General features: G+C 57.5%; 26 protein-coding genes. 18 read left to right on the top strand and 8 right to left on the bottom strand.

Translation table 11 applies throughout. The features are described from left to right. Window positions 1-14: 14 nt before the first annotated feature. From ACTYEO_RS06810 to ACTYEO_RS06800, 3 genes are all read left to right on the top strand, one after another. Window positions 15-1,025 carry an endonuclease/exonuclease/phosphatase family protein gene (locus ACTYEO_RS06810; protein WP_449323010.1) on the top strand — a complete coding sequence of 337 codons (1,011 nt, stop codon included), beginning with the start codon at window positions 15-17 and terminating at the stop codon, window positions 1,023-1,025. 106 nt (window positions 1,026-1,131) lie between these two features. Then, window positions 1,132-2,238 (top strand): 3-isopropylmalate dehydrogenase, encoded by a 1,107-nt coding sequence (gene leuB, locus ACTYEO_RS06805; protein ID WP_449322961.1) that lies wholly within the window; start codon window positions 1,132-1,134, stop codon window positions 2,236-2,238. 87 nt (window positions 2,239-2,325) lie between these two features. Beyond that, window positions 2,326-3,327, top strand: a complete 1,002-nt coding sequence (locus ACTYEO_RS06800; protein WP_449322960.1) for a DMT family transporter — start codon at window positions 2,326-2,328, stop codon at window positions 3,325-3,327. 15 nt (window positions 3,328-3,342) lie between these two features. On the opposite strand, the gene ACTYEO_RS06795 is transcribed toward ACTYEO_RS06800, so the two are convergent. The 3 genes from ACTYEO_RS06795 to ACTYEO_RS06785 form a co-directional block, all read right to left on the bottom strand. Then, complete coding sequence (locus ACTYEO_RS06795; RefSeq protein ID WP_449322959.1) at window positions 3,343-4,119, bottom strand: ATP-binding cassette domain-containing protein; 777 nt, start codon at window positions 4,117-4,119, stop codon at window positions 3,343-3,345. Then, window positions 4,116-5,174 carry an ABC transporter permease gene (locus tag ACTYEO_RS06790; protein ID WP_449322958.1) on the bottom strand — a complete coding sequence of 353 codons (1,059 nt, stop codon included), beginning with the start codon at window positions 5,172-5,174 and terminating at the stop codon, window positions 4,116-4,118. Before ACTYEO_RS06790 ends, ACTYEO_RS06795 begins: the two co-directional genes overlap by 4 nt. A 75-nt stretch (window positions 5,175-5,249) precedes the next feature. After that, window positions 5,250-6,269, bottom strand: a complete 1,020-nt coding sequence (locus tag ACTYEO_RS06785) for a substrate-binding domain-containing protein (RefSeq protein WP_449322957.1) — start codon at window positions 6,267-6,269, stop codon at window positions 5,250-5,252. Between the two features lie 163 nt (window positions 6,270-6,432). Between ACTYEO_RS06785 and ACTYEO_RS06780 the strand changes: the two genes are divergently transcribed. The 4 genes from ACTYEO_RS06780 to ACTYEO_RS06765 are packed head-to-tail and all read left to right on the top strand — an operon-like array spanning window position 6,433 to window position 11,393. Continuing rightward, complete coding sequence (locus tag ACTYEO_RS06780) at window positions 6,433-7,620, top strand: ROK family protein (protein ID WP_449322956.1); 1,188 nt, start codon at window positions 6,433-6,435, stop codon at window positions 7,618-7,620. A 39-nt stretch (window positions 7,621-7,659) separates the two neighbouring features. Beyond that, on the top strand, window positions 7,660-8,508 hold the full coding sequence (locus ACTYEO_RS06775; protein WP_449322955.1) for a BadF/BadG/BcrA/BcrD ATPase family protein: 849 nt from the start codon (window positions 7,660-7,662) through the stop codon (window positions 8,506-8,508). Then, window positions 8,505-9,650: an N-acetylglucosamine-6-phosphate deacetylase gene (gene nagA / locus ACTYEO_RS06770; RefSeq protein WP_449322954.1), complete on the top strand. Its 1,146-nt coding sequence runs from the start codon at window positions 8,505-8,507 to the stop codon at window positions 9,648-9,650. The genes ACTYEO_RS06775 and nagA overlap by 4 nt, the downstream gene beginning before the upstream one ends. A 54-nt stretch (window positions 9,651-9,704) precedes the next feature. Next, entirely contained in the window at window positions 9,705-11,393 is a 1,689-nt protein-coding gene (locus ACTYEO_RS06765) for an ABC transporter permease (protein WP_449322953.1), read from the top strand. A gap of 51 nt (window positions 11,394-11,444) precedes the next feature. On the opposite strand, the gene ACTYEO_RS06760 is transcribed toward ACTYEO_RS06765, so the two are convergent. Further along, entirely contained in the window at window positions 11,445-12,458 is a 1,014-nt protein-coding gene (locus ACTYEO_RS06760; protein WP_449322952.1) for an extracellular solute-binding protein, read from the bottom strand. A 283-nt stretch (window positions 12,459-12,741) separates the two neighbouring features. Here ACTYEO_RS06760 and ACTYEO_RS06755 point away from each other — a divergent pair, with 283 nt between their 5' ends. Together ACTYEO_RS06755 and ACTYEO_RS06750 are read left to right on the top strand one after the other, a co-directional pair. Further along, entirely contained in the window at window positions 12,742-13,764 is a 1,023-nt protein-coding gene (locus ACTYEO_RS06755) for an aspartate-semialdehyde dehydrogenase (protein ID WP_449322951.1), read from the top strand. Between the two features lie 77 nt (window positions 13,765-13,841). Beyond that, window positions 13,842-15,479 (top strand): mucoidy inhibitor MuiA family protein, encoded by a 1,638-nt coding sequence (locus ACTYEO_RS06750; protein ID WP_449322950.1) that lies wholly within the window; start codon window positions 13,842-13,844, stop codon window positions 15,477-15,479. A gap of 27 nt (window positions 15,480-15,506) precedes the next feature. Here the strand turns inward: ACTYEO_RS06750 and ACTYEO_RS06745 are convergent, their stop codons facing one another. Further along, window positions 15,507-16,163, bottom strand: coding sequence for a carbonic anhydrase (locus tag ACTYEO_RS06745; RefSeq protein ID WP_449322949.1), 657 nt, complete (start codon window positions 16,161-16,163; stop codon window positions 15,507-15,509). A 139-nt stretch (window positions 16,164-16,302) separates the two neighbouring features. Here ACTYEO_RS06745 and ACTYEO_RS06740 point away from each other — a divergent pair, with 139 nt between their 5' ends. The 3 genes from ACTYEO_RS06740 to ACTYEO_RS06730 all read left to right on the top strand — a co-directional run bounded on the left by ACTYEO_RS06740 (window position 16,303) and on the right by ACTYEO_RS06730 (window position 18,987). Further along, the gene (locus ACTYEO_RS06740) at window positions 16,303-16,686 is read left to right on the top strand and encodes a hypothetical protein (protein WP_449322948.1); all 384 of its coding nucleotides are present in this window, start codon (window positions 16,303-16,305) and stop codon (window positions 16,684-16,686) included. A gap of 67 nt (window positions 16,687-16,753) precedes the next feature. Beyond that, entirely contained in the window at window positions 16,754-18,148 is a 1,395-nt protein-coding gene (locus ACTYEO_RS06735) for a leucyl aminopeptidase family protein (protein WP_449322947.1), read from the top strand. After that, window positions 18,145-18,987 (top strand): C40 family peptidase, encoded by an 843-nt coding sequence (locus ACTYEO_RS06730; protein ID WP_449322946.1) that lies wholly within the window; start codon window positions 18,145-18,147, stop codon window positions 18,985-18,987. The genes ACTYEO_RS06735 and ACTYEO_RS06730 overlap by 4 nt, the downstream gene beginning before the upstream one ends. On the opposite strand, the gene ACTYEO_RS06725 is transcribed toward ACTYEO_RS06730, so the two are convergent. Both ACTYEO_RS06725 and ACTYEO_RS06720 read right to left on the bottom strand, forming a co-directional pair. Then, window positions 18,988-19,332 (bottom strand): DUF2794 domain-containing protein, encoded by a 345-nt coding sequence (locus tag ACTYEO_RS06725; RefSeq protein WP_449322945.1) that lies wholly within the window; start codon window positions 19,330-19,332, stop codon window positions 18,988-18,990. An 87-nt stretch (window positions 19,333-19,419) separates the two neighbouring features. Further along, window positions 19,420-20,289 (bottom strand): branched-chain amino acid aminotransferase, encoded by an 870-nt coding sequence (locus tag ACTYEO_RS06720; RefSeq protein ID WP_449322944.1) that lies wholly within the window; start codon window positions 20,287-20,289, stop codon window positions 19,420-19,422. A 172-nt stretch (window positions 20,290-20,461) separates the two neighbouring features. Here ACTYEO_RS06720 and ACTYEO_RS06715 point away from each other — a divergent pair, with 172 nt between their 5' ends. From ACTYEO_RS06715 to dxs, 6 genes are read left to right on the top strand one after another with little or no spacing between them, the layout of a single operon-like run. Further along, entirely contained in the window at window positions 20,462-20,977 is a 516-nt protein-coding gene (locus ACTYEO_RS06715; RefSeq protein WP_449322943.1) for a MarR family winged helix-turn-helix transcriptional regulator, read from the top strand. Next, complete coding sequence (locus ACTYEO_RS06710) at window positions 20,974-21,687, top strand: response regulator (RefSeq protein WP_449322942.1); 714 nt, start codon at window positions 20,974-20,976, stop codon at window positions 21,685-21,687. Before ACTYEO_RS06715 ends, ACTYEO_RS06710 begins: the two co-directional genes overlap by 4 nt. A 9-nt stretch (window positions 21,688-21,696) precedes the next feature. Next, window positions 21,697-22,629 carry a histone deacetylase family protein gene (locus ACTYEO_RS06705; protein ID WP_449322941.1) on the top strand — a complete coding sequence of 311 codons (933 nt, stop codon included), beginning with the start codon at window positions 21,697-21,699 and terminating at the stop codon, window positions 22,627-22,629. Next, window positions 22,629-22,874 (top strand): exodeoxyribonuclease VII small subunit, encoded by a 246-nt coding sequence (locus tag ACTYEO_RS06700; protein ID WP_449322940.1) that lies wholly within the window; start codon window positions 22,629-22,631, stop codon window positions 22,872-22,874. Before ACTYEO_RS06705 ends, ACTYEO_RS06700 begins: the two co-directional genes overlap by 1 nt. After that, window positions 22,875-23,741, top strand: a complete 867-nt coding sequence (locus ACTYEO_RS06695) for a polyprenyl synthetase family protein (protein ID WP_449322939.1) — start codon at window positions 22,875-22,877, stop codon at window positions 23,739-23,741. 23 nt (window positions 23,742-23,764) lie between these two features. Continuing rightward, on the top strand, window positions 23,765-25,684 hold the full coding sequence (dxs, locus tag ACTYEO_RS06690) for a 1-deoxy-D-xylulose-5-phosphate synthase (RefSeq protein ID WP_449322938.1): 1,920 nt from the start codon (window positions 23,765-23,767) through the stop codon (window positions 25,682-25,684). A gap of 4 nt (window positions 25,685-25,688) precedes the next feature. Here dxs and ACTYEO_RS06685 read toward each other — a convergent pair whose 3' ends face one another. After that, window positions 25,689-26,468, bottom strand: a complete 780-nt coding sequence (locus ACTYEO_RS06685; protein ID WP_449322937.1) for an ion transporter — start codon at window positions 26,466-26,468, stop codon at window positions 25,689-25,691. Between the last annotated feature and the right edge of the window lie 13 nt (window positions 26,469-26,481).

Below are 26,481 nucleotides of genomic sequence, written 5' to 3'. Positions count from 1 at the left end.
TTGCAGCGATCACGATGATCGCAACCTCGCCTGTCTTTTGTGATGAAATACGAATTGCCAGCTACCATACAGGGCTTTCAAGGGATGGGCCTGGCTTGCTTTTGCGCGATATCCATCGCGGGGAAGATGCCCAAATCGCCGCCTCAATCGATGTGATCCGCGCGGCGGATGCCGATATTCTGGTTCTACAGGATTTCGATTATGACGGGCGCGGGCTTGCCCTTACGGCTTTCGCCGATGCGCTTGAACAGGCGGGTGCACCCTACCCCCATCTGTTTGCACTACGCCCCAATTCAGGGCGGATGACCGAGTTTGACCTCAATGGAAACGGGCGCAGCGGGGATGCGCAAGATGCCGAAGGGTATGGGCGTTTCAATGGGCAAGGCGGCATGGCGATCCTGTCGCGCCTGCCGATCGGGGAAGATGTACGGGATTTCTCGCGTCTGCTGTGGTCCGAGATGCCCGAGCCTCAGGTGACCAGGCTTTTCTCACCCGAAATTGCCGAAATATTGCCCCTGTTCTCGGTCGCGGCATGGCAGGTTCCGATTGTTCTGCCAAACGGCTCTGACCTGCAACTTCTTGCGACCCATGCCACAGCCCCGGTTTTCGATGGCCCCGAGGACAGGAACGGGCACCGCAATGCCGATGTGTTGCGCTTTTGGCAGGCCTATCTCAGCGGGTGGAACCCACCGAATATGCAGGCCCTGACAAGCCCGCAATTCGCCTTGATCGGCACGCTGAATGTTGATCCCGACCAAGGTGAGGGCCAGCGCGATGTGCTACAGGATTTGCTGGCCCATCCCGCCATCCAAGACCCGATCCCGCGCTCCGCCTCTGGCATCATCCAAACCGCCGATTGGCCCGAGCCAGAACCTGGAAATTTGCGGGTAGATTATATCCTTCCTGCCGCAGATTTGCCTGTGATGGATCACGGGCTGATCTGGGGTGAGGAGAGCGAGGATTTGGCAAATGCTGTCGCACTGGCCTCGGATCATCGGCTTGTCTGGGTCGATATCGCGTTTTGAACGGGAATTGGCACAAGGCCAGCGCCAATAGGCCGCCACTTTCTTGACCACCCGCCTGCACCACGATAGGCCCTGTCCAACTCAACGAAACAACGGACCCCCGATCATGACCAACCCTTCTATCTTGATCCTTCCCGGCGATGGCATTGGCCCCGAAGTGATGGCCGAAGTGCGCAAAGTCATCACATGGTTTGGCGAAAACCGCGACCTGCGCTTTGATGTCAGCGAAGACCTTGTGGGCGGTGCTGCCTATGACGCGCATGGCACCCCTCTGCATGATGATACGATGGCCAAAGCCCAAGAGGTTGACGCCGTGTTGCTTGGCGCTGTTGGCGGGCCAAAATATGATGTGCTGGATTTCAGCGTAAAGCCCGAGCGGGGCCTGTTGCGCCTTCGCAAGGAGATGGATCTCTATTCCAACCTCCGCCCTGCGCAATGCTTTGACGCGCTGGCCGATTTCTCTTCGTTAAAAAAAGATGTGGTTGCTGGCCTCGACATCATGATCATCCGTGAATTGACCAGCGGTGTCTATTTCGGTGAGCCACGCGGCATCCACAAGGAAGGCAATGAGCGCGTTGGCATCAACACGCAGCGCTATACTGAATCCGAGATCGCGCGCGTTGCCCGCTCTGCCTTTGAAATGGCACGTCGTCGCGGCAATAAGGTCTGCTCCATGGAGAAGGCCAATGTGATGGAATCGGGTATCTTGTGGCGCGATGTGGTGCAGGAAATCCATGATGCGGAATATCCTGATGTCGAGCTGTCGCATATGTATGCAGATGCAGGCGCGATGCAGCTGACCCGCTGGCCCAAGCAATTCGACGTCATCGTCACCGATAACCTTTTTGGCGATCTTCTCTCCGACCTCGCTGCGATGCTGACAGGCTCCCTCGGGATGCTGCCTTCGGCCTCGCTTGGTGCGCCTATGGCCAATGGTCGGCCCAAAGCGCTGTATGAACCCGTGCATGGTTCCGCCCCCGATATCGCGGGTCAGGGCAAAGCCAACCCGATCGCCTGTATCCTCAGCTTTGCGATGGCGCTGCGCTACAGCTTCGATGCGGGCGAAGAGGCAAGCCGCCTTGAAAAGGCTGTTGAGGCCGTTTTGGCCGATGGCCTGCGCACGGCCGATCTGATGGGTCCCGATGGCGGCACCCCTGTCAGCACGACCGAAATGGGCGATGCGATTGTTGCAAAGCTTGCCGCTTCGCTGTGATCCCTACATCCTGAGACATCGAACCCGGCCTTCTCAGGCCGGGTTTTCTATTTGCAGTTTCTCTTGGAAAGCTGTCAGACTCATTTCATGACAGACAAGGCTTCCAACCAGAATACCCGTGGCGCGTTGATGGCACTGGCCGCTTTTGCGGTTTTTGCCAGCCATGACGTGGTGGTGAAATTTCTAGGCGGCAGCTATTCCGCCTTCCAGATCGTGTTTTTCAGCGTTCTTTTCGGCTTTCCCATCGTCACATTTCTTCTGATGCGCGAGGCCAAGGCCGATAACCTAAGGCCCAAACACCCTTGGTGGACCCTGTTCCGCACGGTCGCGGTCGTCATCACGGGCTATTGCGCATTCTATGCTTTCGCAACTTTGCCTCTGGCACAAACCTACGCGATCCTCTTCGCCTCGCCTTTGCTGATCACGCTTTTCGCCATCCCGATGCTGGGTGAGAAAGTCGGCATTCATCGCGGGATCGCCGTGGTGGTGGGCTTGATGGGTGTGATCGTTGTCCTGCGCCCTGGATCAACCGAGCTTGGTCTGGGTCACCTCTTTGGTTTGGTGGCGGCCTTTGCGGGGGCTTTTGCCTCGATCATCGTGCGTAAGGTCGGGCAGGAAGAGCGCTCGGTCGTGTTGATCCTTTATCCAATGATGGCGAATTTCGTGATCATGGGCATCGCGCTGCCCTTCGTCTACGAGCCAATGCCGCTGGTTGATTTAGGGGCCTCTGCCGTGGTCGCAGCCCTTGCCTTGATCGCCAATGGCTTACTGATCGTGGGCTACCGCATGGCAAATGCGGTGATCGTCGCGCCGATGCAATATTCGCAGATCATCTGGGCCAGCATCTTTGGCGCTCTGCTTTTTGATGAAAGCATCGATATCGCCACCGTGATCGGCACAGGCATTATCATCGCGTCAGGCGTCTATATCGTTCTGCGCGAGGATCGTGGCCCGAACTCGGCCAACACACCTGTTCTCAGGGCGCGCAGCCGCATGGGCGTGCCTGTAGCGCCAAAGGTGGCCAGCTTCCTGTCAGCTGCAAAGCGGGGGCCGCAAAACATCCGCACCCGAGATGCGGATGATAGCTAACCCCCTGACACAGGCTCAGGCGATTTCTTGATCGGGCAGTTTCGCACCTGTCATATAGGCTACAGCATCCGACATGGAATGGTCTTTCGGGTCGATCACGCATAGCCGCTTGCCCAAACGATGCACGTGGATACGGTCTGCCAATTCAAAGACATGCGGCATGTTGTGACTGATCAGTATGATCGGAATACCACGCTCTTTTACGTCTTGGATCAGCTCCAAAACCTTACGGCTTTCCTTGACACCCAAGGCGGCGGTCGGCTCATCCAGAATGATCACTTTGGACCCGAAGGCCGCAGCACGCGCCACAGCAACACCTTGGCGTTGACCACCCGAGAGGGTCTCGATCGCTTGGTTAATGTTCTGGATGGTCATCAACCCCAGTTCATTCAGCTTTTCACGGGCGAATTTCTCCATAGCGGGCCGATCGAGCTGTCTGAAAACAGACCCTAATATGCCTGGTTTGCGCAATTCGCGCCCCATGAACATATTGTCGGTAATCGACAAAGCAGGTGACATCGCCAGCGTTTGATACACCGTCTCGATGCCCGATCCGCGCGCGTCATTAGGGGAAGAGAAGCGGACCTTCTTGCCCTCCAGCCAGACCTCGCCCTCATCAGGCTGCACAGCCCCCGAAACGGCTTTGATCAAGGTGGATTTTCCAGCGCCATTGTCGCCAATCACTGCCAGAATTTCGCCCGGCATAAGCTCAAAATCACAATTATCCAGAGCGGTCACACGGCCATAACGTTTCGTCAGACCACGGCCTTTGAGAATGGGTTCCTGCGTCATGCCGATACCTTTCTGATCCATTGATCCACTGCGACAGCGGCGATGATAAGCACACCGATCAACAGATAGGTCCATTGCGCGTCTGCCCCCATCAGGCGCAGACCAAGCGTGAACACGCCCACGATCAATGCGCCAAAGAAGGTGCCCAAGATCGAGCCGCGCCCCCCAAAGAGAGAGATACCCCCGATCACCACAGCCGTGATCGATTCAATATTTGCGAATTGACCAGATGTCGGTGACACCGATCCGATCCGGCCAATCAAGGCCCATCCCGCAAAGGCGCAGATCAGACCCGAAAGCATATAGACCGAGATCAGCGTTTTGCGGACATTCACCCCTGACAGCTCCGCCGCTTCAGGGTCATCGCCCACAGCATAGACATGCCGCCCCCATGCCGTGTGGCGCAGCGCATAGGCCAGCACCATCACCAAAATGACCAAGAAGACGACGCCATAGGTAAAGACAGCCCCGCCAATCTCGAAGCGCGTGCCAAAGAATTGCAGTATCGGCGCATTGGCTTCGATATCCTGACTGCGGATGGTCTCGTTCTTGGAATACAGGAAATTCGTCGCCAGAACGATCTGCCACATACCAAGCGTCACGATGAAAGGCGGCAGCTTCATCACGGCCACAAGAAAGCCGTTAATAAAGCCGCATAGCGCACCACACATCAGGCCGCAGGCAACCGCCACTTCGGGCGGCAGACCATAGCGGAAGGTGAACTGCCCCATCACCACCGAAGACAGCACCATGATCGCGCCAACCGAAAGATCGATACCAGCGGTCAGGATCACCAAGGTCTGGGCTGCGGCCACGATGCCCACAATCTGAACCTGCTGCAGGATCAATGTCAGCGCAAAGGGCGTGAAAAAATTGTTCGCGAAGATGCCGAACATCACCAAGGAGGCGAGCAGCACAACAAGCGGCACAAGCGAGGGGGTCACATGAAGGGCATGCTGGATCCTGTGGATCGGGCTCTTCCTTGTATCCGCGAATTCGGCAACATTTGTTGCCGCATCCTTCGCGGCGGACTCATAATCGTCCTGCGCGTTCATCGCGTCGTCTCCCTCGATTTTGGAAATTGTAGCATGAACGGGGCAAGCAGTCGCCTGCCCCGTTCAGAAAAGGGCTTAGCCCCAGCAGAGATCGGTGCCTTCGGCAACCGAAACGGAGTCTACGCCATCAACAGGCGTATCTGTAACCAGTGCAACACCAGTGTTGAAGAAATCGAGCCCTTCAGAAGGCTGAGGCACAGTGCCGTCAGCCGCGAATTGCGCAATCGCTTCGATGCCGAGCGAAGCCATCAACAGCGGGTATTGCTGCGATGTCGCGCCGATAACGCCATCTGCTACGTTCTGTACACCAGGGCAGCCACCGTCGACCGACACGATCAGAACATCGTTTTCACGACCGATCGAGCGCAGGGCTTCATAAGCACCGGCAGCGGCTGGCTCGTTGATGGTGTAGACCACGTTGATCATCGGATCGATGGCGAGAAGCTCTTCCATCGCTGTACGACCACCTTCTTCGTTGCCTGCTGTGACAGCATTGCCAACGATACGTGGGTCTTCCTCATCGCCCCAACGGTTTGGATCGCCAAGGTCGATACCGAAGCCTTCAAGGAAGCCTTGGTCACGCAAAACGCCAACGGTTGGCTGGCTAACAGCAAGGTCGAGCATCGCAATGCGCGCATCTGCGGCTGCATCGCCCATGGACGCGGCTGCCCATGCACCGATCAGACGGCCAGCTTCGAAGTTATCGGTTGCGAAGGTCGCATCCGCTGCATCGATTGGGTCCAGAGGGGTATCGAGTGCGATCACAAGAATGCCCGCATCACGTGCTTGCTGCACGGCAGTAGTGATGGCGGATGTATCGGACGCTGTCAGCAAGATGCCCGACGCGCCGTCTGCAATGCAGGTTTCGATCGCGGCAACTTGTGTTTCATGGTCGCCATCAACCTGACCCGCATAGGCGTTCAAGGTGATGCCGAGCTCTTCAGCAGCAGCCATCGCACCTTCGCGCATTTTTACGAAGAACGGGTTGGTATCAGTTTTAGTAATCAGGCAAGCGGTTACGCCATGGCCATCAGCCATCGCCGCGCCACCAGATGCCATAAGAGCAAGTGCAGTACCTGCAAGAAGCTTTTTCATTGATAGTTCCTCCCTAAAGTTTGTTCGGACCTCCACGTTCCGAACGACTCACTGTTTAAGCAAGTTACCTTAACACAATCCATTTTCGCTCTGGCGTCAATAAGTAAATCAAGTTGACTTATTAAATACCATGTGATGAAAATTTCGGTGGGGAGGAGATCGCATGAGCATGCAGACAAACACAGCGCAGGGCATCGCCTTGCCTGGTCAGGATAGATCATTGTTTGCGCGGAGCGATAATGAACGTTTGATCCTGACCCTGATCAAAAGATATGGCGAGCTTCCTGCTTCGGAAATTGCCAAGGAAACAGGCCTTTCTGCACAGTCAGCGTCGGTCATTTCTCGGCTTCTCGAAACCCAAGGCCTCGTGATCAAGGGCGAGCCTGTGCGCGGGCGTGTGGGCAAACCTTCTGTGCCCATCATGCTGAACCGCGACGGTGCGTTTTCAATCGGGCTGCGGATTGGACGGCGCTCGGCTGATCTGGTTTTGATTGATCTGACCTGCGAGATCAGGGGCGAGTTGCGCCAGACCTATAAGTTCCCCACGCCCGAGGTCATCGTGAATTTCGCGCGGAGCGGCATCAGAAAACTTGTCGGTGCATTGGAGGATGAGCTTCAAAACCGCATCGCGGGCATTGGCATCGCCGCGCCTTTTGAATTGTGGAACTGGCTTGACGATACCTCCGCACCCAAGGATCAGATGCTGGCTTGGAAGACCTTTGATTTCGTCACCGATTTCAGAAGCCTGACCGACCTGCCCATTATCGTGAGCAATGACAGTTCCATGTCCAGCATGGGGGAACACGCCTTCGGCAGTGCAAAATCCCTCTCGAATTTCGCCTATTTCTACATCGGCTCCTTCATCGGTGGCGGCGTTGTTCTGAATAACCGTCTCTATCTTGGCGAAAGCGGGAATGCGGCTGCCTTCGGATCTTTCCCAATCCGCGATAGCGACGGGAATTGGGGGCAATTGATTGGCAAAGCCTCCCTTGTTTTGCTTGAAAACAAGCTTGAAGATCGCTTTCCAAATCAAGCTCAGCACATGCTTCAGGCAAGCGAATGGCAAGGGTTCGATGACCTGCTCGAGGCGTGGCTGCAAGAAACCGCCGCCAATCTGGCCTATGCGATCGTGATGGCCGTGGCTGCCTATGACGTGCCTGCAATTGTCATTGACGGGAGCATGCCACCTGAAATTCGAACACGTCTGATCAGCATGGTCGAAGACGAAATGAAAGGCGCGGACCTCCGCGGTATTCGCGCGCCGGTGATACAGGAAGGCAGTCTGGGGAATATGGCAGGCGCCCTTGGAGCGGCCTACCAACCCATCGCCACGCAAATTCTGTCGGAGTAGCCTCTGCCCAAAGCCAATTCTGTGGTGTAGGCCTGTGGTATGGCGGAACGGCACAGCATTTTGATCGGTATTGACGGCGGCGGAACCCGCTGCCGTCTGGCCGTAGAGCTTGCAGGCCAAAGGCATCAGCTTGAAACGGGGCCTACGAATGTCACCAGCGATTTTGACGGGGCAATTGCAACTCTGAAGGCGGGGTTGGCCGAGCTGGCCCAAAGCGCAGTTCTACCCCTTGAGACGCTTCTTGATGCACCGGCGCATTTCGGATTGGCGGGGATTGTCTCACCCAAGGATGCAGAGCGCGTCAGTGCTGCGCTCGCAATGCCACATGCCCGATATTCCGATGATCAAACCACAAGCATTCGCGGCGCTTTGGGGCGGGATGATGGTATCGTAATCTCCCTCGGGACAGGCTCCTTCATCGTGCGCCAGCTTGGCGGCGAGTTTCGCAAGATCGGTGGCTGGGGGCTCATTCTGGGCGATGAAGCATCGGGTGCTTGGCTCGGGCGGGAAGCTGTTGCTGACGCCTTGCGCGTACAAGACGGGCTGCTGCAGGAGACGCCGTTTTTACGCATGCTGGGGCCGCGCCTTACCGATCTGGTCAGCCACCCCAAACAGACTGATTTTGCGGCTCTCGCCCCTAAGGTCTTTGCCGCCGCAAACGAAAATGACCCATCCGCAAAAGCCATTCTGGATCGCGGCTTGGCCTATCTAGCCGCCTCCGTCACAGCGCTTGATCCTGAGGCGTCCCTTCCCCTCTGCCTGATCGGCGGATTGGCCAATGCCTATCTCCCGCTACTACCTGCGCCCCTCGCTAACCGCCTTGTTCTAGCAAAAGGAACAGCCCTTGATGGCGCGCTTGATCTGGCACGTGAGGCAAGCCTGACATGACCCTTTTCGCCTATAAAGCCGATCAGATTTTCGATGGCACAACGCTGCTGTCCGACCATGCGCTTCTGGTTGAGAATGGGAAGGTCTTGGGCCTAGAAACCGGCACTAACCTGCCTGTTAGAGCCGAATTCATCGATCTTGGGGCAGGTGTTCTTTCTGCTGGTTTCACCGATCTTCAGGTCAATGGCGGCGGCGGTGTGATGTTCAATGATGACCCAACCGTAGCCACGCTGAGAGTGATCACTGAAGCCCATGCCCGCCTTGGATCAACAACCATTCTGCCCACGCTGATCACGGATAGTTTTGAGAAAACACGCGCAGCAATTGACGCCGTTGAACACGCCATCGCGCAAGGCATTCAGGGCATCGCAGGTCTGCATCTGGAAGGGCCCCATCTCGACCCGCGTCGTGCAGGGGCGCATCTGCCCTCACTGATCAGGCCGATGGATCACGGCGACCTTACGCTGCTTCTGGATGCAGCCGCGCGCTTGCCTGTTCTGAAAGTGACCCTTGCACCCGTCTCGGTGACATCCGAGCAGATCAGGCACTTGGCGCAGGCCGGCGTTATCGTCTCGCTTGGGCATGCTGATTGCACAGCGCAACAGGCCCTTGAGGCGCATCAAGCGGGTACAATTTGCGTCACCCATTTGTTCAACGCCATGAGCCAGATAACGCCGCGCGAGCCGGGGTTGGTGGGTGCAGCCTTGAGCACGGATGGTTTGCAGGCAGGGCTTATTGCGGACCTGATCCATGTCCACCCCGATATGATCCGCATCGCGCAGCGGTCAAAGCCCAAGACGGGGCTGTTCCTTGTCTCGGACGCGATGGCGGTTGCGGGCACCGCTCACAAGAGCTTCACGCTCAATACCCGTAAAATCACGCGCCAAGATGGGCGGCTGACATTGGAGGATGGCACCCTTGCAGGGGCTGATCTTGATCTGGCGCGCGCGGTCTCGAATATTGTCTCGCTCGGGTGGGCGCCTGCGGATGCGCTTGCGATGGCTACAAGCATTCCTGCCAAGCTGATCGGGGCGGGCAGCGCCTTTGCCCAAGGGCAGCCTGCGGATTTCATCCATCTCTCTGCAGATTGGCAACTGGCCCATGTCTGGCGCAAAGGCGAAACGCTGCTGTCACATCCTTGAGTGTTTTTATAAGGCACTCTTGGCGCGGCACAGGAGATGGCATAGACCGACCCCATGATTGGCACTCGCAGCAAGACATTTTTCTCGCCTTTTGGCTGGATCGCATGGATAGCGGCCGCGCTATGCCTTTTGCCTATGGTTGCCGTGCTTATTTCAGCCTTTAGCGGCGGGGCAGAAACGGTCACTTCGCTGATCAGCTCGGTTTTACCGCGTTATCTGGGCACCACGCTGCTGATGGTGGTGATTGTGGCCCTTGCTACGGCTGTTATCGGCACGGGTGCGGCTTGGCTTGTGACCATGACACGCTTTCCCGGGCGCAAGCTATTCGAAATTGCCTTGGCCCTGCCTTTGGCCTTTCCCGCCTATGTGCTGGCCTATGCCTATACCGATTTCCTCGACCATCCAGGGCTGGTGCAGACCACGCTGCGCGATCTGACAGGCTGGGGGCCGAGGGACTATTGGTTCCCCGAAATCCGCTCGCTTGGCGGGGCCGCCGCGATGCTGACGCTTGTACTCTACCCTTATGTCTACCTTTTGGCGCGCGCGGCTTTCCTGCAACAAAGCGCCACCGCCTATATTGCCGCGCGCACCCTTGGCCATGGGCCGTTCAGCGCCTTTTGGTCCGTCAGCCTGCCGATTGCGCGCCCTGCTATTGCAGGGGGGATGTTATTGGCCACGATGGAAACCATCGCGGATTTCGGCACGGTTTCCTATTTCGGCGTTCAGACCTTTGCGACAGGCATTTATCAAAGCTGGTTCTCCTTCGCCGATCGCGCGGCTGCCGCGCAGCTTGCGCTTTGCCTTCTGGCCTTTGCCCTGATCCTTGCCAGCCTTGAACATGCACAACGCAAGAGCAAACGGCATCATGGTGCAGGTCGCCGCTTTGAAGAGATGGAACCCGCCCGCCTGAAAGGCTTGCACGCCTTCGGCGCGATGCTGTTTTGTGGGCTTCCCGTGGCGCTCGGGTTTTTGCTGCCTGCCATCCTGTTGATCACCATGGGCTGGGGATCGAGCCAGATTTTGCTGAGCAGCCGCTATATCGGCTTCTTCCAGAACTCACTGACCTTGGCGGTGATTGCGGCGCTTCTGACCGTGCTGGCTGCGGTTTCACTGGGGTTCAATGCACGGCTCAAACGCTCCAATGCGTCTAAGGCGGCGGTGCGTGTCGCAGGGCTTGGATATGCTGTTCCTGGTGGGGTAATCGCTGTGGGGCTTATTGTTCCCTTCGCGGCTTTCGACAATGCGGTTGATGCCCTGATGGAGGCGCATTTCGGCATTGATACGGGGCTTTTGATCACGGGTTCCATCTGGTTGCTGATCATGGCCTATATCGTGCGTTTCATGGCAGCCGCCCTTTCGGCCTATGATGCAGGCCTTGCAACGATCAACCCGAATATGGATGCCGTGGCGCGCACTTTGGGGCGCAGCCCGCCTGCGATGTTGCGCGGCGTGCATTTGCCGATCCTCAAGCCAAGCCTGCTGACAGCGCTCTTGATTGTCTTTGTGGATGTGATGAAGGAGCTGCCCGCCACGCTGATCATGCGGCCCTTCAATTTCGACACGCTCGCCGTGCAGGCCCATAGGCTGGCCTCGGATGAGCGTCTTGCCGAGGCTGCTGTGCCAAGCCTTGTGATCGGGGCGGTCGGGCTCTTGCCAGTTGCGCTGCTGTGTTGGGGGATGGGGCGGAAGGAGTCATCCGCGCGGGGCTTTGTGCCCGAACCTGATGCTGCCCGCAGCCCATAAAAAAAGGGCGCTCAGAACCTGAGCGCCCTTCCGGGGAGGTGTTGGAAGGACTTACTCCCAACCAGCTTGGTTAAAGACCTGCTGCGCCAGCGGGGTGTTTTCACCCAAGACGCTGAGGTTCAGGTCATCCATCAGGAACAAACCCATGCTTGCCGAATTGGCCGACATAGGAAGGCCGGGAACAGCCGAATACTCGTTATTCTGATTGGCGAAATAGCTCTGCGCCTCATCCGTCGCGAGATATTCAAGGAAGGCCACCGCATTCTCTTGGTTAGGCGCATGTGCGGCCACGCCAGCAGCGGCAACATTCACATGGGTTCCGCGATCAGATTGGTTCGGGAAAACCCAACCAATGCCATCCGTTTCGCCTGACAGGCCGTCGACACCACCATCCAGCGCACGCAGGAAGTAATAGGTATTGGCAACTGCAATATCGCATTCACCCGAGACGATGCCGCGGAGCTGGTCCGTATCGCCGCCTTGCGGGGCGCGCGCCATATTGGAGACAATGCCGCTTGCCCATTCAGCGGCGGCGTCTTCGCCATCTGCATCAATGATCGAGGCCAGCAGCGACTGGTTGTAAACATTCGAGGAGGAGCGGATGCAAATCATGCCCTCATATTCGGGGCTGGCGAGGTCCTCATAGGTTTGCGGCGGGTTCGCGACATCATCCTTATCGTAGAAAATCACGCGCACACGCTGCGAGAAGCCGAACCAGTGGTTGTCAGGGTGCTGCAAATGCGCGGGGATACGCTCATCAAGGTAATCTGACACGACAGGCTGCAACAGGCCCGCTTCATCAGCGCGCCAGATACGGCCCGCATCCACGGTCAGGATGACATCAGCGGGGCTGTTATCGCCCTCGGCCTGCATCCGCGCCAAAAGCTCGTCTGCATTGCCTTCAATCCTGTTTACCGTGATGCCCGTGGCATCTGTGAAACCCTGATAAAGCTGCTCATCACCGTCATAATGGCGCGAAGAATAAATATTGACCTCCTGCGCATAGGCGGTGGCCGTGCTGGCGAGGATCGTTGCACCCAGAAGAAGCGTGAAGGTTTTGGTCATGGATCACCCCATGGTTGAATTTGAATTTCTGACTGTTTTAGTCGGTTACATGAGTGTCTTCAAGCATGCCCGAAACCAGTGGTCAAGGTATATCTGATAGTTTTGATCAGGTAATGCGTTCAACCCGCAATCATCCGCCCAGAAACATCCATGTTGCCCCCCTCTCGGTAAACACAAGCGCCACATATTTTCGTCAGCGCAGGCGAAGGGGGCGGCTTGGTCTTTCGCTCAACAGCAAGTTCCAGTATGAGCCGCTTCATTCTCCGACCAAAGGACAAGGACTATGGGTTATAAAGTCGTCATCGCTGGCGCCACGGGCAATGTGGGCCGCGAAATGCTGAACATTCTTGCGGAACGCCAGTTCCCTGTTGATGAGATCGCCGTGCTTGCCTCGCGCAAATCGCTTGGCACCGAATGCAGCTTTGGCGACCGAACTTTGAAAACCCAAGACCTTGATACATTTGATTTCACGGGCTGGGATATCGCGTTTTTTGCCGTTGGCTCGGACGCAACGAAAACCTATGCGCCCAAAGCGGCGAAAACGGGCTGTATCGTGATCGATAACTCCTCGCTCTATCGCTATGATCCCGATGTGCCGCTGGTTGTGCCCGAGGTGAACCCGCAAGCCGTGGATAATTACCACAAGAAAAACATCATCGCGAACCCGAATTGCTCGACCGCGCAGATGGTTGTCGCCCTCAAGCCCTTGCATGATCGCGCTACGATCAAGCGGGTTGTTGTCTCGACCTATCAATCGGTTTCGGGCACAGGCAAGGACGCGATTGACGAGCTGTGGAACCAGACTAAGGGCATGTATGTTCCGGGCCAAGAGGTCGCCCCGAGCGTCTATCCCAAGCAGATCGCCTTCAACGTGATCCCGCATATCGATGTCTTCATGGAGGATGGCTCCACTAAAGAAGAATGGAAGATGGTCGCCGAAACCAAAAAAATCGTCGATCCCTCCATCAAGGTCACCGCCACTTGTGTGCGCGTGCCCGTCTTTGTTGGCCATTCCGAATCGATCAATATCGAGTTCGAGGATTTCCTCGATGAAGAAGAGGCCCGCGATATCCTGCGCGAAGCGCCTGGTATCATGGTGATCGATAAGCGCGAGACGGGTGGCTATATCACCCCAGTCGAATGCGTTGGCGATTACGCGACCTTCATCAGCCGCATTCGTCAGGACAGCACCATCGAGAACGGTCTGAACCTGTGGTGCGTCTCGGATAACCTGCGCAAGGGTGCTGCTTTGAACGCTGTTCAGATCGCGGAGACCCTTGGCAATCGGGTGCTGAAAAAAGGCTGAGGGCAAAACGGTTATTGAATAACCTGTGACAGCGGGGGAAGCTTGGGGCATCAGAAACAACCCGAGGCTTCCCCCGAATGCGTTTCACCCTATCCCTTCTCGCCCTGATGGCGGCAAGTGCCGCCCATGCCGAAGAGTTCCAACTTCGCGCCGACATCACTGAGGCGACCGTTTTTCTCTCTGGAGCACAGATCGGGCGCAGCGCCACGCTTGCGCTGCCTGCGGGGGATCACCGCGTGCTCCTTGCCCTGCATAATCCCGATGGCATCATCCTGCCTGAGGTTTCGGGCCCCGATGGCGTTGAGATTGGAACACCAACGCTCCTGCGCAATATACCTGTGGCAGAAGGTGCGCTGGATACAGCCGAGCAAGCCCGCGCGCGCGACGCTGTGCAGTTGGCCCAAGACGCCGTTCAGGAAGTTCAGGACCAGATCGATTTGGCGGATACAGCGATCCGCGCGATGGACCTGCAAATCAGCCTACTTGAAGCCATCGCGCGCGGTGGTGATGCAGGTGCCTCCATGCCCAGTGATGCCAGCGCCCTTACCGCGCAATTGGCGACCCTTGGTGCAGAAATGAACCGCATTGCCACAGAGCAACACCAAGCCCAAATCGCCCGCCGCAGCCTGACCGATGACTTGGCCGAGCAGCAGATCAGCCTGCGCGATGCTCAGACCGAATTGGACCGCCTTCGCCCCTTTGGAACCTCTGCCGATTTTCTAGCCGTCGAGATAAGCGCCGAGGCCGCGACCGAGCTTACCCTAGATATCGCGCATTTCAGCGCAATGGCGGGCTGGTCGCCCCTCTATGAGATCAGCCTTGATAGCGAGGGAGAGAGCTTGGACGTAGCGCGCTCCATCGTTCTGAATGTGCAAAATGGGGAGCCGTGGCGCGATGTCGATGTCACCTTCTCGACCGCCAATCCAAACCGCCAACGCGAGCCAAGCCTTGTCTATCCCAGCCCTGTGCGGATCGGTGAAACACCGCCGCAGCGGCCTATCGCCTTGCAAGACAGCCAAGGCAGGGTCGCGATGGAAGCCGTCATGGCCCCCAGCGTGATGGAGCAAGACGCCACAGCCGTCATGAATGTCACAGGTCTCGATATCAGCTATGCCTATCAAAGCCCCGTTTCCGTCTCGGGCGACGGGCGTGTCACACTGCCCTTTGATACTCTCGCCTTCGATGCCGCGCTGACCCAACTGGCCCAACCCCGTTTTGAGCGCACGGGTTTCCTGATGGCCGAGTTTGAAAACAACTCAGGCGAACCCATCCTTCCAGGACAGACGCGTTTCTACCTAGATGGAGGTCTGGTCGGCGAGGGTTGGATCGATATGATCCCCGATGGCGCCACACAGGAAATGGCCTTTGGCGCGCTCGACCATCTGCGGCTCGACTGGCAGGACCTATCGCGTGACGAGGGGGACCGAGGGATATTCACCAGTTCGAACACCCAAAACCGCCGCATCCAGTTCAGCGTCGAAAACACTTCTTCTTCTGATGAAAACCTGCGCCTTGTCTATGCAACGCCCTTCTCCGAACAGGAGGATCTTGAGCTGGACCTGACCCTGTCCATCGCACCTGATGAACAGGATATCGAAGGCAGGCGTGGTGTCATGGCATGGGATCTGGACGTGCCCGCAGGCGAGACCGTGACCATCGAAATGACAGTTGATATGGCGTGGCCCGAGGGCCAGACGCTGTTCTGGCAACCCTGAGCAAACGGGCGGTGGAGTAGGTCTGCCTTACCGCCCGATCTCTACGAAGCTGTTGCTGCTGCCATCAAATGCCTCGATATCCATATCGGAGATATCGGCCCAAATGCCATGCAATGACAGGCTTTCCGCCCCGACGGCATCCCTGACAAAGGGATAGCTCATCAGATTTTCCAAAGAGACATGAATGCCCTCTTTCTCCAGCGCAGTTTGGAGTTTCGCGTCATCGTCAATGCTCGATACGCGCGCATAGCCAGGCCGCAGGATATCAAGCCAACGTCCGATAAAGCTTTCTTGCGCCTCAAACTGAGGTGCTGCGCCTGAGCACATATCGATACAGCCCCGCACACCGCCGCAATGCGAATGCCCCATGACCACGATATGCGCGACCTTTAGATATTTGACCGCGAATTCAACCGCCGCCGCCGTCCCGTGGTGTTGGCCATCAGGCGTATAGGGCGGCACCAGATTGGCGATGTTGCGGTGAATAAACAATTCGCCAGTCCGCTGGCCGAACACAGCCGAAATCGCAACGCGGCTGTCGCAACAGGCGATGATCATGGCCTGCGGGTGCTGGCCTTCTTCTGCCAGCTTTTGAAACCATTCACGGCTTTCAGGAAAAGACGCTTGCCGCCAGTTATTGTAGCGCTCCACCAGATAGTCGGGGAGATGATGAATCCGATGCATGGGCACTCCAATTGCAGTAGTCCGTACCAATACCCTGCATTCAATGAAATTTGGAGCTTTATTTCCTCATAGATCAATCGTTTGTTCAGAACCTTTTGGCAGTTTGCATTTGCCTGAGGGGGCGAGAGTGAGGTGAACTATGACGAATTTGGTGACCGTGTTAAAAATCCATGACCGCGCAACCTTCGATCCGGATCGGCTTGAGGAATTATGCGTGGAAATTGGGGAATATCGTGCGGAATGGGAATTGGCGCGTGGGCTTCAGACCATGGGCCTCTACCTTTCAACGCTCAGCAAACTGACCGCAAGCGCGCCGCGCGGCGATATTGCCAAGCCGCTTGATAAGCTGATCCCTACCGCCGAACGCATCGGGATGACCACGCTTGCACGGGTTGCGGGTGATGTTCGCAATTGTCTTGATAGCGGAGGGGAAGCCGCGCTGGCCGCAACCTTGGCACGGCTGCAACGCGTTGGTGAGAAATCCATCTATGAAACTTGCGATATCGATGGCGTTTCACGCTGATGCCGCTTGCAGAGGCAACTCACGGCGTTAGGCTGCGCGGGACCTGAATTTTCTGAGGCCTGCCTTTATGCCGAGCGACGCAAGATTTGCCCTACCGGGTTTACCCGCAACCCCAATTCAATTGGTGGCACCAGACGGTCTGGACAGCGTCATGGCTGATCTGCCCGCAGCACATGCCAATTGGGCGCGCCAGACAGGGTTTTCAGCCGCTTTGGGCGAGGCCTGTTTGCTGCCCGATGGCGATGGCAGCATGGCCCTTGTCTTGATGGGCTTGGGCTCAGAGAAAAGTCAAAAGCGCAAGCGCTTTGCAATTGGCGCTGCCATAGCTGCTCTGCCAGAAGGCAGATATGAGCTTCAGGAAGGACGCGGTGACGAGCCCGATCTGAACGAGCTGGGGTTGGGCTATCTTCTCGCTCAATACCGCTTTGATCGGTATCACAGCCAATCCATGCCAAAGGCCAAGCTTGTCGCGCCAAGCGGTGTTGATATCGCGCGGCTGGAAGCCATCGCCGCAGGCGAAATGCTGACCCGTGATCTGATCAACACGCCTGCGCAAGATATGGGGCCAGACCAGCTGGAAGAGGCGATGAAACGGCTTGCCGCACAACATGGCGGCACGGTCACCACTGTCGAAGGTGATGATCTTCTGGCCGAAAATTTCCCCATGATCCATGCTGTCGGTCGCGCCGCCGAACAAGCCCCCCGCCTTATCGAGATGACATGGGGCACAAGCGGCCCGTCGCTGTGTTTAGTGGGCAAGGGCGTTTGCTTCGACACAGGCGGGTTGAACCTCAAGCCGGGTGCCTCAATGGGGTTGATGAAAAAGGATATGGGCGGTGCCGCAACGGTTTTGGGCCTCGCGCATATGATTATGTCGCTTGGGTTGAACCTGCGCCTGCATGTGTTGGTACCTGCCGTTGAAAACAATGTCAGCGGCAATGCCTTCCGACCTGGTGATATTCTGACAGCGCGCAATGGCAAAACCGTTGAAATCAACAACACAGATGCCGAAGGGCGGCTTGTTTTGGCCGATGCTTTGGCGCTGGCCTCCGAGGCCAAGCCGGATCTGATGGTTTGCATGGCAACCCTGACGGGGGCCGCGCGCGTGGCCGTCGGGCCTGATATCGCGCCTTTCTACACCGATGATGACAGCTTCGCCTCGGCGCTGAGCATGGCGGCGGACCGCGTCAAAGATCCGGTCTGGCGCATGCCCTTCCATGACCCTTACGAGACCATGATCGAACCCGGCATAGCGGATTTGGACAATGCGCCCTCAGGCGGAATGGCGGGGTCGATCACAGCCGCTTTGTTCTTGCGGCGCTTCGCGGTAGATAGCCCACGATTCGTCCATTTTGACATCTACGGATGGCAACCCGCGAACGCTCCCGCACGGCCCAAAGGCGGGGTCGGCCAAGCGTCACGCGCCATCCTTGATGCATTGCCCGAGGTGCTTGATTTATGAATGATTTCGACCCGCGGATTACGCCTGCGAATGAACGCGTGGCCCATACGTCCTTGATAGGCTTGGTGCCTGCCAAGAAATTTGTCGAAGGCCGCGCGATGGTCGTTCAACAGCCGGTTGCGAATATCTCTCAGGAGCCTCAAGGCAATCGCGCCTCCCAACTTCTATTCGGAGAGACGTTCCTCGTTCTTGAAACTGTCGATGGCATGACCTTCGGGCAGGCCATGCGGGACGGGCAATGTGGCTATATCCCCGAACGTGCTTTATCCAACCTCGTTGAGCCAACGCATTGGGTGGTCGCGCCTGCCACCCATCTCTACCCGCAAGCCAAGCTGAAAGCGCCTGCGGATGTCTCGATCTTTTTTGGATCCCGCGTGGCTGTCACCCATGAGGGCAAAGACTATTGCCGCATCCATACGGGCCATCACATTCCGCGCGGACATCTGATGAAAACCACATCCCGCTTTTCAGATAGTGTTGGCGTGGCGGATCTTTTCTTGGGCACGCCTTATCTTTGGGGTGGCACCAGCCGCTGGGGTATTGATTGCTCGGGCCTGATACAGGCCGCGATGCTAGCCTGTGGCGTGCCCTGCCCCCGCGATAGCGACCAGCAGGAAGCCGTGCTTGGCGAAGAACTGGCCGAGGACGCGCCGCTGCGCAGGGGCGATCTGGTGTTCTGGAAAGGGCATGTCGGGATCATGTCGAGCGAGAGCATGTTGCTCCATGCCAATGCCCATCACATGGCCGTGGCCTATGAGCCCTTGGAAGAGGCCGAGGCGCGGATCAAAGCCAGCGGCGGCGGCCCGATCACCTCACGGCGACATGTTCTGATTGAATGATCAGTCCTGCACGGCGCGGATCAATTTCCGCTCGAGCACCCGCATAACCGCCTTGAGATCATTGCCGCGTTTGAGAATGCGCCCATCCATGCCGATAACCGCGTATTGGCCTTGCTTGGCGGCAAGTTTGGGGCGCTTTTCGACGGTATAGATCGGGTGCTCGGCCGTGCGCCTGAAAATCGAGAAGACAGCGACCTCACGCAGATGCGACAAGCCGTAATCGCGCCATTCGCCCGCGGCGACCATGCGCCCGTAAAGCTGCATGACGATGCCCAATTCACGCCGATCAAAGGCGATATTTTCGCGGATATTGGACGGGGCGAAGGGTTGATAATGAACCACCATACCCCCGAGACTGGCCGTTGCCGCCGCGCAAATCAAGCGCGGAATGGGCAAAGGCCCTCCCGCATCGCGGGAAGGCCCGATTTTTCATCACGCACGAACGAGGTCGTCATAGCCTTTGGTGATGTCACGGGTCATGGCGCCGACCTCGAAATTGTAATCCCCGATCTGGGCAACAGGCGTCACTTCGGCAGCTGAACCCGTAAGCCAGCATTGCTCAAAATCAGCCAGCTCATCAGGCATGATCACACGTTCATGCACGGTGACATTCTGCTTTTTCAGCATGCCGATAACAGTCTGGCGGGTAATACCATTGAGGAAGCAATCCGCTTTGGGTGTATGAACCTCGCCATCCTTTACGAAGAAGATATTTGCCCCCGTCGCTTCGGCCACATAACCGCGGAAATCCATAAAGAGCGCATCCGAGCAGCCTTTGGCCTCGGCCGCGTGCTTGGACATTGTGCAGATCATATAAAGACCCGAGGCCTTTGCATGAACGGGGATCGTCTCAGGGCTGGGGCGTTTCCATTTGGAGATGTCGAGCTTGGCACCCTTCATCTTCGCATCGCCGTAATAGCTGCCCCAAGCCCAAGCAACGACCGCCAAGCGCACTGGGTTGCGCGCGGATGAGACACCCATATCCTCGCCCGAACCACGCCATGCAATCGCGCGAACATAGGCGTCACTGAGGTCATTTGCCTTCATGACTTCGTATTTCGCCGCTTCGATCTCATCGACTGTCCAAGGGATGGTGATATCCAGCATCTCGCCCGATTTCAGCAAACGCTCAGAATGGCGGCGGCTTTCGAAAATCTTGCCGCCATAGGCGCGCTCACCCTCGAATACCGACGAGGCGTAATGCATTGCATGGGTCAAAATATGCACATTGGCATCGCGCCAAGGCACCATTTTGCCATCCATCCATATCATTCCGTCGCGATCATCAAAGGTAGCGCTCATCATCCCGTCCTCGAAGTTTTTGCTGCAAAGCAGCGTGACATTTTTCCGATTATTACCCAACTATGGCCGATACGGACATAATGTTTCGTAAAACCTGCCATTCGCTAGCAATAGATTCTTGGAAAGTCAACAAGGCTGACATAAAGTGATGTCGGAGATGGAAGGGAGAACAATGGCCGAGCGCGCAGGACAAAACGCAATGGGGAGCGGTGAAAGCCTCCTGTTCCTAACCGATGAGCAATTGCGGCGGGGCATTGAGGCGATGTTTTTCGCCTATCGCGGCTTCACGGCCGATCCCGACCGTATCTTGGCCAATTACACCTATGGCCGCGCGCATCACCGCGCCATCCATTTCATCAAGCGCAGCCCCGGCACCACCGTCAATAACCTGCTGGCCATCCTTGGGGTGACCAAGCAATCGCTCAACCGTGTGTTGCGCGCCCTGATCGAGGATGGTTTGGTCGAAAGCCGCGTCGGCAAGCGCGACAAACGCGAACGCCACCTTTTCCTGACTGAAGAAGGGGCGGCACTTGAACGTGAATTATCCGAGGCGCAGCGCAACCGCATGCGCGCCGCCTATAGGCAGGCAGGCCCCGATGCCGTTGCGGGGTTTCGCGCGGTGCTGGAACAGATGATGGACCCTGAAATGCGTAAACATTACGGAACCGGATCGGAGCAAGGCCCATGATCGACCCCGCCGCCCATCTGCTGATCGTCGATGATGATGAACGCATTCGCAGCCTGCTGCAAAAATTCCTGATCAGGAACGGCTTCATCGCCACGATTGCGCGGGACGCGGCCCATGCACGGCGCTTGCTGGACGGGCTGGAATTCGACCTGATCGTGCTTGATGTGATGTTGCCAGGCGAAGATGGTGTCAGCCTGACCAAAGCATTGCGGGAGAAAATGACTACACCCATCCTTTTGCTGACCGCCAAAGGCGAGGCGAATGAACGTATCGCAGGCTTGGAGGCGGGTGCGGATGATTACCTCACCAAACCGTTTGAACCCAAGGAATTGCTGCTCAGGATCAATGCAATCCTGCGCCGTGTGCCACAGGTGAACGAGCCGCAGGGCACCCCAAAAGTGCTGCATCTGGGCGCGATCCGCTATGATCTTGAGCGTGGTGAAATGTGGGCAGGCCAAACCCCGTTGCGCCTGACCGCCACCGAGGCCGCCTTGATGCGGATTTTCGCCGCCTGCCCGAACGAGCCTGTCTCGCGCCTGCAATTGGTCGAAGACCTTGGCCGCGACAAAGGCGCTGGCAATGAACAGGCGCAGGAACGCGCGGTAGATGTCCAGATCACGCGCCTGCGCCGCAAAATCGAGGCAGACCCGAAACAACCCCGTTATCTGCAAACAGTGCGCGGCGCGGGTTATATGCTCTCCCCTGATTGAGGGTTGGTCATGGCAACTCTGCTCATCGAAAACCCCTCGGCCATCACTCATGTGACTCCTGAGGGCCATCCCGAACAGATCGCACGGATCAAGGCTGTCACCGATGCTCTTGCCTCGGCCGATCATGATGCGCTTACCCGTATGGATGCCCCAATGGCGCAGGAGGACGACCTCGCCCTGTGCCATCCAAAGCATCATATTGATGCAATCAAAGGCGCGATCCCCGCGCAAAGCATGACCGCCCTTGACCCTGACACCCATGTCAGTGCCGGATCATGGGAAGCCGCTTTGAAAGGTGTGGGGGGAAATCTTCTTGCCGTGGATCAGGTGATGTCAGGCGCAGCGCGCAATGCCTTTGTCGCGACCCGCCCGCCTGGTCATCATTGTGAAACGGCTAGGCCGATGGGGTTTTGCCTGTTTGGCAATATCGCCATCGCAGCCCGCCATGCGATGGAACGCCACCACCTGCAACGCGTGGCTGTTGTGGATTTCGACGTGCATCACGGCAATGGCACCCAAGATCTGCTCTGGGACGAGCCGCGCGCGCTATTCATCTCATCGCATCAAATTCCGCTTTATCCCGGAACGGGCAGCCCGTCGGAGAGGGGCGGATCGAATAATGTGCTTAATGTTGCACTCGCCCCGAACTCGAACGGGGCTTCGATGCGGCAGGCCTATGAGGCGCAGGTTTTTCCCCGCCTTGAGGCTTATGAACCCGAACTCATTTTGATATCGGCAGGGTTTGATGCACATGCCGATGACCCTTTGGCCAATCTGAACTGGCAGGTCGAAGATTTTGTCTGGCTCACAAGGCGGATTTGCGAGGTCGCAAATATCCATTGCGAGGGGCGCGTGGTCTCGACTCTCGAAGGGGGCTATGATCTTTCTGCGCTGGCGGCTTGTGTCGCCGCGCATGTGACTGAGTTGATGGAGCACGCCTGATGAGCGATGAAAAAGCGATCAAAGATATGAGCTTCGAGGATGCGATCCGCGAATTGGAAGCCGTGGTGAACAAGCTTGATCGGGGCGATGTGGCACTTGAGGAATCAATCGCCCTTTATGAGCGCGGCTCGGCCCTCAAACAGCGCTGTGAAACCAAGCTGAAAGAAGCCGAGGAGAAGGTCGCCAAGATCACGCTCGACGGCAATGGCCAGCCCAATGGAACCACCCCTGTCGAGGGGCTGTGAGTGTTTCAAACTGCGCTGACCGATGCTCAGGCTCAGATAGGTGAGTTTCTCGAGCAAAGCCTGACCAATCTTGGGGATAACACCATCGCGGATGGAATGCGCTACGCCACAACTGGCGGCAAGCGCCTGCGCGGTTTTCTGGTGATTGAAACGGCGCGTCTGTTTGATGTGCCTGCCTCACAATCCCTGTTTGCTGCCGCTGCCGTCGAATGCTTGCATGCCTACAGCCTTGTGCATGACGATCTGCCTTGCATGGATGATGACGACCTGCGCCGCGGCCAGCCGACCGTCCATAAGAAATGGGACGAGGCGACTGCCGTTTTGGTCGGCGATGCCTTGCAGGGTTTTGCTTTTGAATTGCTATCGCGTCGCGGCGCGGGCGATCCCACGCAGCGGATTGAATTGGTCCAGACCCTTGCCAAGGCTTGCGGGGCCGAAGGGATGGTTCTGGGGCAAGCCCAAGACATTGCCGCCGAGACAGCGGGGCGCGCCCTTACACTTGATGAAATCCGCGATTTACAGCGCAACAAGACAGGTCAGCTGATTGAATGGCCCGCCCGTGCAGGGGCCATTTTGGGCCGCGCGGACCCGCTGCCGCTGCTACAATATGCCAATGCCATCGGCCTTGCTTTCCAGATCGCCGACGACATCTTGGATGTTGAGGGCGATGCCGAAACGGCGGGCAAGGCGCTGAGGAAAGATGCGGATGCAGGCAAGGCCACCTTTGTATCCCTTATGGGCTTAGCGGGCGCAAAAGCCGAGGCGCAGGCCTTGGTCGAGCAGGCCGAAACTGCGCTTTCTTCCTATGGAGAAAAGGCCCAGACCTTGAAGGCGCTCGCGCGCTATATTATCGCCCGCGACAAGTAATTGCGCCCAAGGGAGGGCCAGCCATGAGCCAGCGACCAGACACACCGCTTCTTGACCGCGTCAAAACACCCGCTGATTTGAAACAGTTCAGCGATGGGGATCTGACGCGTCTGGCCCATGAATTGCGCGCCGAGACGATCAGCGCGGTCTCTGAGACGGGCGGCCATCTGGGCGCAGGGCTGGGTGTGGTTGAACTGACCGTGGCTTTGCATGCCGTGTTCGACGCCCCACGCGACAAGCTGATCTGGGATGTCAGCCATCAATGCTACCCCCATAAAATCCTGACAGGGCGGCGCGACCGTATTCGCACCTTGCGGATGAAGGACGGACTCTCGGGTTTTACCAAACGCAGCGAAAGCCCCTATGACCCCTTTGGCGCGGCCCATAGCTCCACTTCGATCTCGGCCGCTTTGGGTTTTGCCGTGGCGCGTGATCTGGGCGGGGATAGCCCCACGGGCCATGGCGATGCCATTGCGGTGATTGGCGATGGCTCGATCTCGGCGGGCATGGCTTATGAGGCGCTTAATAATGCAGGGCATTTGAAAAAGCGGCTGATCGTTATCTTGAACGACAATGAAATGAGCATCGCGCCGCCAACAGGCGCAATGTCGGCCTATCTGTCGCGGCTGTATGCAGGCGCCCCCTTTCAGGAGTTCAAGGCCGCCGCCAAAGGCGCGGTTTCGCTTCTGCCCGAACCGTTTCAGGAAGGCGCGCGGCGGGCGAAGGAATTGCTTAAATCCGTCACCGTTGGCGGCACCTTGTTCGAGGAGCTTGGGTTCTCCTATGTCGGGCCGATTGACGGGCATGATATGGAGCAATTATTGGCCGTTTTGCGCACTGTCAAAGCCCGCGCCGATGGCCCGATCCTGATCCATGCGATCACCCAGAAGGGCAAAGGCTATGCCGAAGACCGCCCTGATCGCGGCCATGCTACGGCGAAATTCGATCTGGTCACGGGCAAGCAGCAAAAAGCGCCCTCCAATGCGCCTTCCTACACAAAAGTATTTGCGCAATCGCTGATCAAAGAGGCCGAGGAAGACAGCCATATCACTGCCGTCACCGCGGCAATGCCCGATGGCACGGGGCTGAACCTCTTTGCGGAACGCTTTCCCAATCGTTGCTTTGATGTCGGCATCGCCGAGCAGCATGCCGTGACCTTTTCGGCGGGGATGGCGGCGGGTGGTCTCAAACCCGTCTGCGCGCTTTATTCGACATTCCTGCAGCGCGGCTATGATCAGGTTGTGCATGATGTCGCCATCCAGCGCCTGCCTGTGCGCTTTGCGATTGATCGCGCAGGTTTGGTCGGGGCGGATGGCGCGACGCATGCGGGCAGTTATGATGTGGCTTTCCTTACCAATCTGCCGGGTTTTGTGGTTATGGCCGCCGCGGATGAGGCCGAGCTTGTCCATATGGTGCGCACGGCCCTCGAGATTGATGACCGCCCCTCTGCCTTCCGCTTCCCGCGGGGCGAAGGTGTCGGCGTTGAAATGCCCGAGCGCGGCACAGCGCTTGAGATCGGCAAAGGCCGCATGATTGCCGAGGGGAACCGCGTTGCGATCCTGAGTTTCGGCACCCGCCTCAAAGAGGTCCGCGAGGCCGCAGAGGCGCTGGCCCAAAAAGGCATCACTCCGACCATCGCGGATGCGCGTTTTGCCAAGCCATTGGACCGCGAATTGATCCTTCAACTGGCCCGCCACCATGAGGCGCTGATCACCATCGAGGAAGGGGCCGTGGGCGGCTTTGGCTCGCATGTGGCGCAATTGCTGGCCGAGGAAGGCGTGTTTGATACAGGGCTGAAATACCGCTCCATGGTTTTGCCCGATATCTTCATCGACCAAGCCAGCCCTGCAGATATGTATGCAGTGGCCCAGATGAACGCCGAAGATATCGAGGCCAAGGTGCTGACCACCTTGGGTGTCGAGGTGATCGGGAAGAGGGCCTAGAGCCTCACTTCTCCAACCGCTCTTCGATCTTGCGCAAGCGCTCCAATACCTCGTCACGATAGGCATCAGTTGCGGCATTGCTTTCTTGGGCATGGGCGTCCTGCATCGAATTCACGATCAGACCGACCAGCAGGTTCACCACCGCGAAGGTCGTGACCATGATGAAGGGCACGAAAAACACCCATGCAAAGGGGTAAACCTCAAGCACAGGGCGTACGATGCCCATGGACCACGATTCCAGCGTCATGACCTGAAACAGCGTATAAAGCGATGCCCCGATAGACCCGAACCAATCAGGGAAGGCCCCGCCAAACAGCTTCGTCGCCATCACCGCGCCGATATAGAAAATGATCCCCATCAGCAAAAACACCGAGCCCATTCCCGGAAGGGCGGTGACAAAGCCCTCGACCACGCGGCGCAGGCTAGGGGCCACCGAGATTACCCTGAGAACCCTCAATATCCGCATCGCGCGCAGCACGGACAAACCATGCGCCGAAGGTACCAGCGCGATGCCGACGATGATGAAATCGAAAACATTCCAGCCCGAGCGGAAAAACCGTGTTCCATGCGCGATGAGCTTGAGCGCGATTTCCAGAACGAAAATACTCAAACAGGCCCAATCAAGCGCCGTGATCAAAGGGCCTGCAACCGCCATGATTGTCGGTGATGTCTCCAGCCCCAGAATGATGGCATTGAAGATAATCACCCCAATAATGGTGAAGCGAACTTTTGCCGTCTCCAGCCAATCCGCCAGTTTTGCGCGAAACCCAGAATCTTGCGTCATGTTGCCCCTCAGA

Source organism: Rhodophyticola sp. SM2404 (assembly GCF_053570515.1).
Note: the sequence above shows the minus strand (reverse complement) of the source record. Positions and strands in the feature narration are given on the sequence as shown.

Coding starts and splice junctions, on each gene's coding strand:
- ACTYEO_RS06795 (WP_449322959.1), bottom strand. CDS start 4,119: ATGACGCAGGAACCCATTCTCAAAGGCCGTGGTCTGACGAAACGTTAT.
- ACTYEO_RS06685 (WP_449322937.1), bottom strand. CDS start 26,468: ATGACGCAAGATTCTGGGTTTCGCGCAAAACTGGCGGATTGGCTGGAG.
- ACTYEO_RS06755 (WP_449322951.1), top strand. CDS start 12,742: ATGGGTTATAAAGTCGTCATCGCTGGCGCCACGGGCAATGTGGGCCGC.
- ACTYEO_RS06735 (WP_449322947.1), top strand. CDS start 16,754: ATGCCGAGCGACGCAAGATTTGCCCTACCGGGTTTACCCGCAACCCCA.
- ACTYEO_RS06705 (WP_449322941.1), top strand. CDS start 21,697: ATGGCAACTCTGCTCATCGAAAACCCCTCGGCCATCACTCATGTGACT.
- ACTYEO_RS06775 (WP_449322955.1), top strand. CDS start 7,660: ATGGCGGAACGGCACAGCATTTTGATCGGTATTGACGGCGGCGGAACC.
- ACTYEO_RS06745 (WP_449322949.1), bottom strand. CDS start 16,163: ATGCATCGGATTCATCATCTCCCCGACTATCTGGTGGAGCGCTACAAT.
- ACTYEO_RS06725 (WP_449322945.1), bottom strand. CDS start 19,332: ATGGTGGTTCATTATCAACCCTTCGCCCCGTCCAATATCCGCGAAAAT.
- ACTYEO_RS06700 (WP_449322940.1), top strand. CDS start 22,629: ATGAGCGATGAAAAAGCGATCAAAGATATGAGCTTCGAGGATGCGATC.
- ACTYEO_RS06730 (WP_449322946.1), top strand. CDS start 18,145: ATGAATGATTTCGACCCGCGGATTACGCCTGCGAATGAACGCGTGGCC.
- ACTYEO_RS06780 (WP_449322956.1), top strand. CDS start 6,433: ATGAGCATGCAGACAAACACAGCGCAGGGCATCGCCTTGCCTGGTCAG.
- ACTYEO_RS06710 (WP_449322942.1), top strand. CDS start 20,974: ATGATCGACCCCGCCGCCCATCTGCTGATCGTCGATGATGATGAACGC.
- ACTYEO_RS06740 (WP_449322948.1), top strand. CDS start 16,303: ATGACGAATTTGGTGACCGTGTTAAAAATCCATGACCGCGCAACCTTC.
- ACTYEO_RS06750 (WP_449322950.1), top strand. CDS start 13,842: ATGCGTTTCACCCTATCCCTTCTCGCCCTGATGGCGGCAAGTGCCGCC.
- ACTYEO_RS06790 (WP_449322958.1), bottom strand. CDS start 5,174: ATGAACGCGCAGGACGATTATGAGTCCGCCGCGAAGGATGCGGCAACA.
- dxs (WP_449322938.1), top strand. CDS start 23,765: ATGAGCCAGCGACCAGACACACCGCTTCTTGACCGCGTCAAAACACCC.
- ACTYEO_RS06720 (WP_449322944.1), bottom strand. CDS start 20,289: ATGAGCGCTACCTTTGATGATCGCGACGGAATGATATGGATGGATGGC.
- ACTYEO_RS06810 (WP_449323010.1), top strand. CDS start 15: ATGATCGCAACCTCGCCTGTCTTTTGTGATGAAATACGAATTGCCAGC.
- ACTYEO_RS06760 (WP_449322952.1), bottom strand. CDS start 12,458: ATGACCAAAACCTTCACGCTTCTTCTGGGTGCAACGATCCTCGCCAGC.
- ACTYEO_RS06785 (WP_449322957.1), bottom strand. CDS start 6,269: ATGAAAAAGCTTCTTGCAGGTACTGCACTTGCTCTTATGGCATCTGGT.
- ACTYEO_RS06765 (WP_449322953.1), top strand. CDS start 9,705: ATGATTGGCACTCGCAGCAAGACATTTTTCTCGCCTTTTGGCTGGATC.
- nagA (WP_449322954.1), top strand. CDS start 8,505: ATGACCCTTTTCGCCTATAAAGCCGATCAGATTTTCGATGGCACAACG.
- leuB (WP_449322961.1), top strand. CDS start 1,132: ATGACCAACCCTTCTATCTTGATCCTTCCCGGCGATGGCATTGGCCCC.
- ACTYEO_RS06715 (WP_449322943.1), top strand. CDS start 20,462: ATGGCCGAGCGCGCAGGACAAAACGCAATGGGGAGCGGTGAAAGCCTC.
- ACTYEO_RS06800 (WP_449322960.1), top strand. CDS start 2,326: ATGACAGACAAGGCTTCCAACCAGAATACCCGTGGCGCGTTGATGGCA.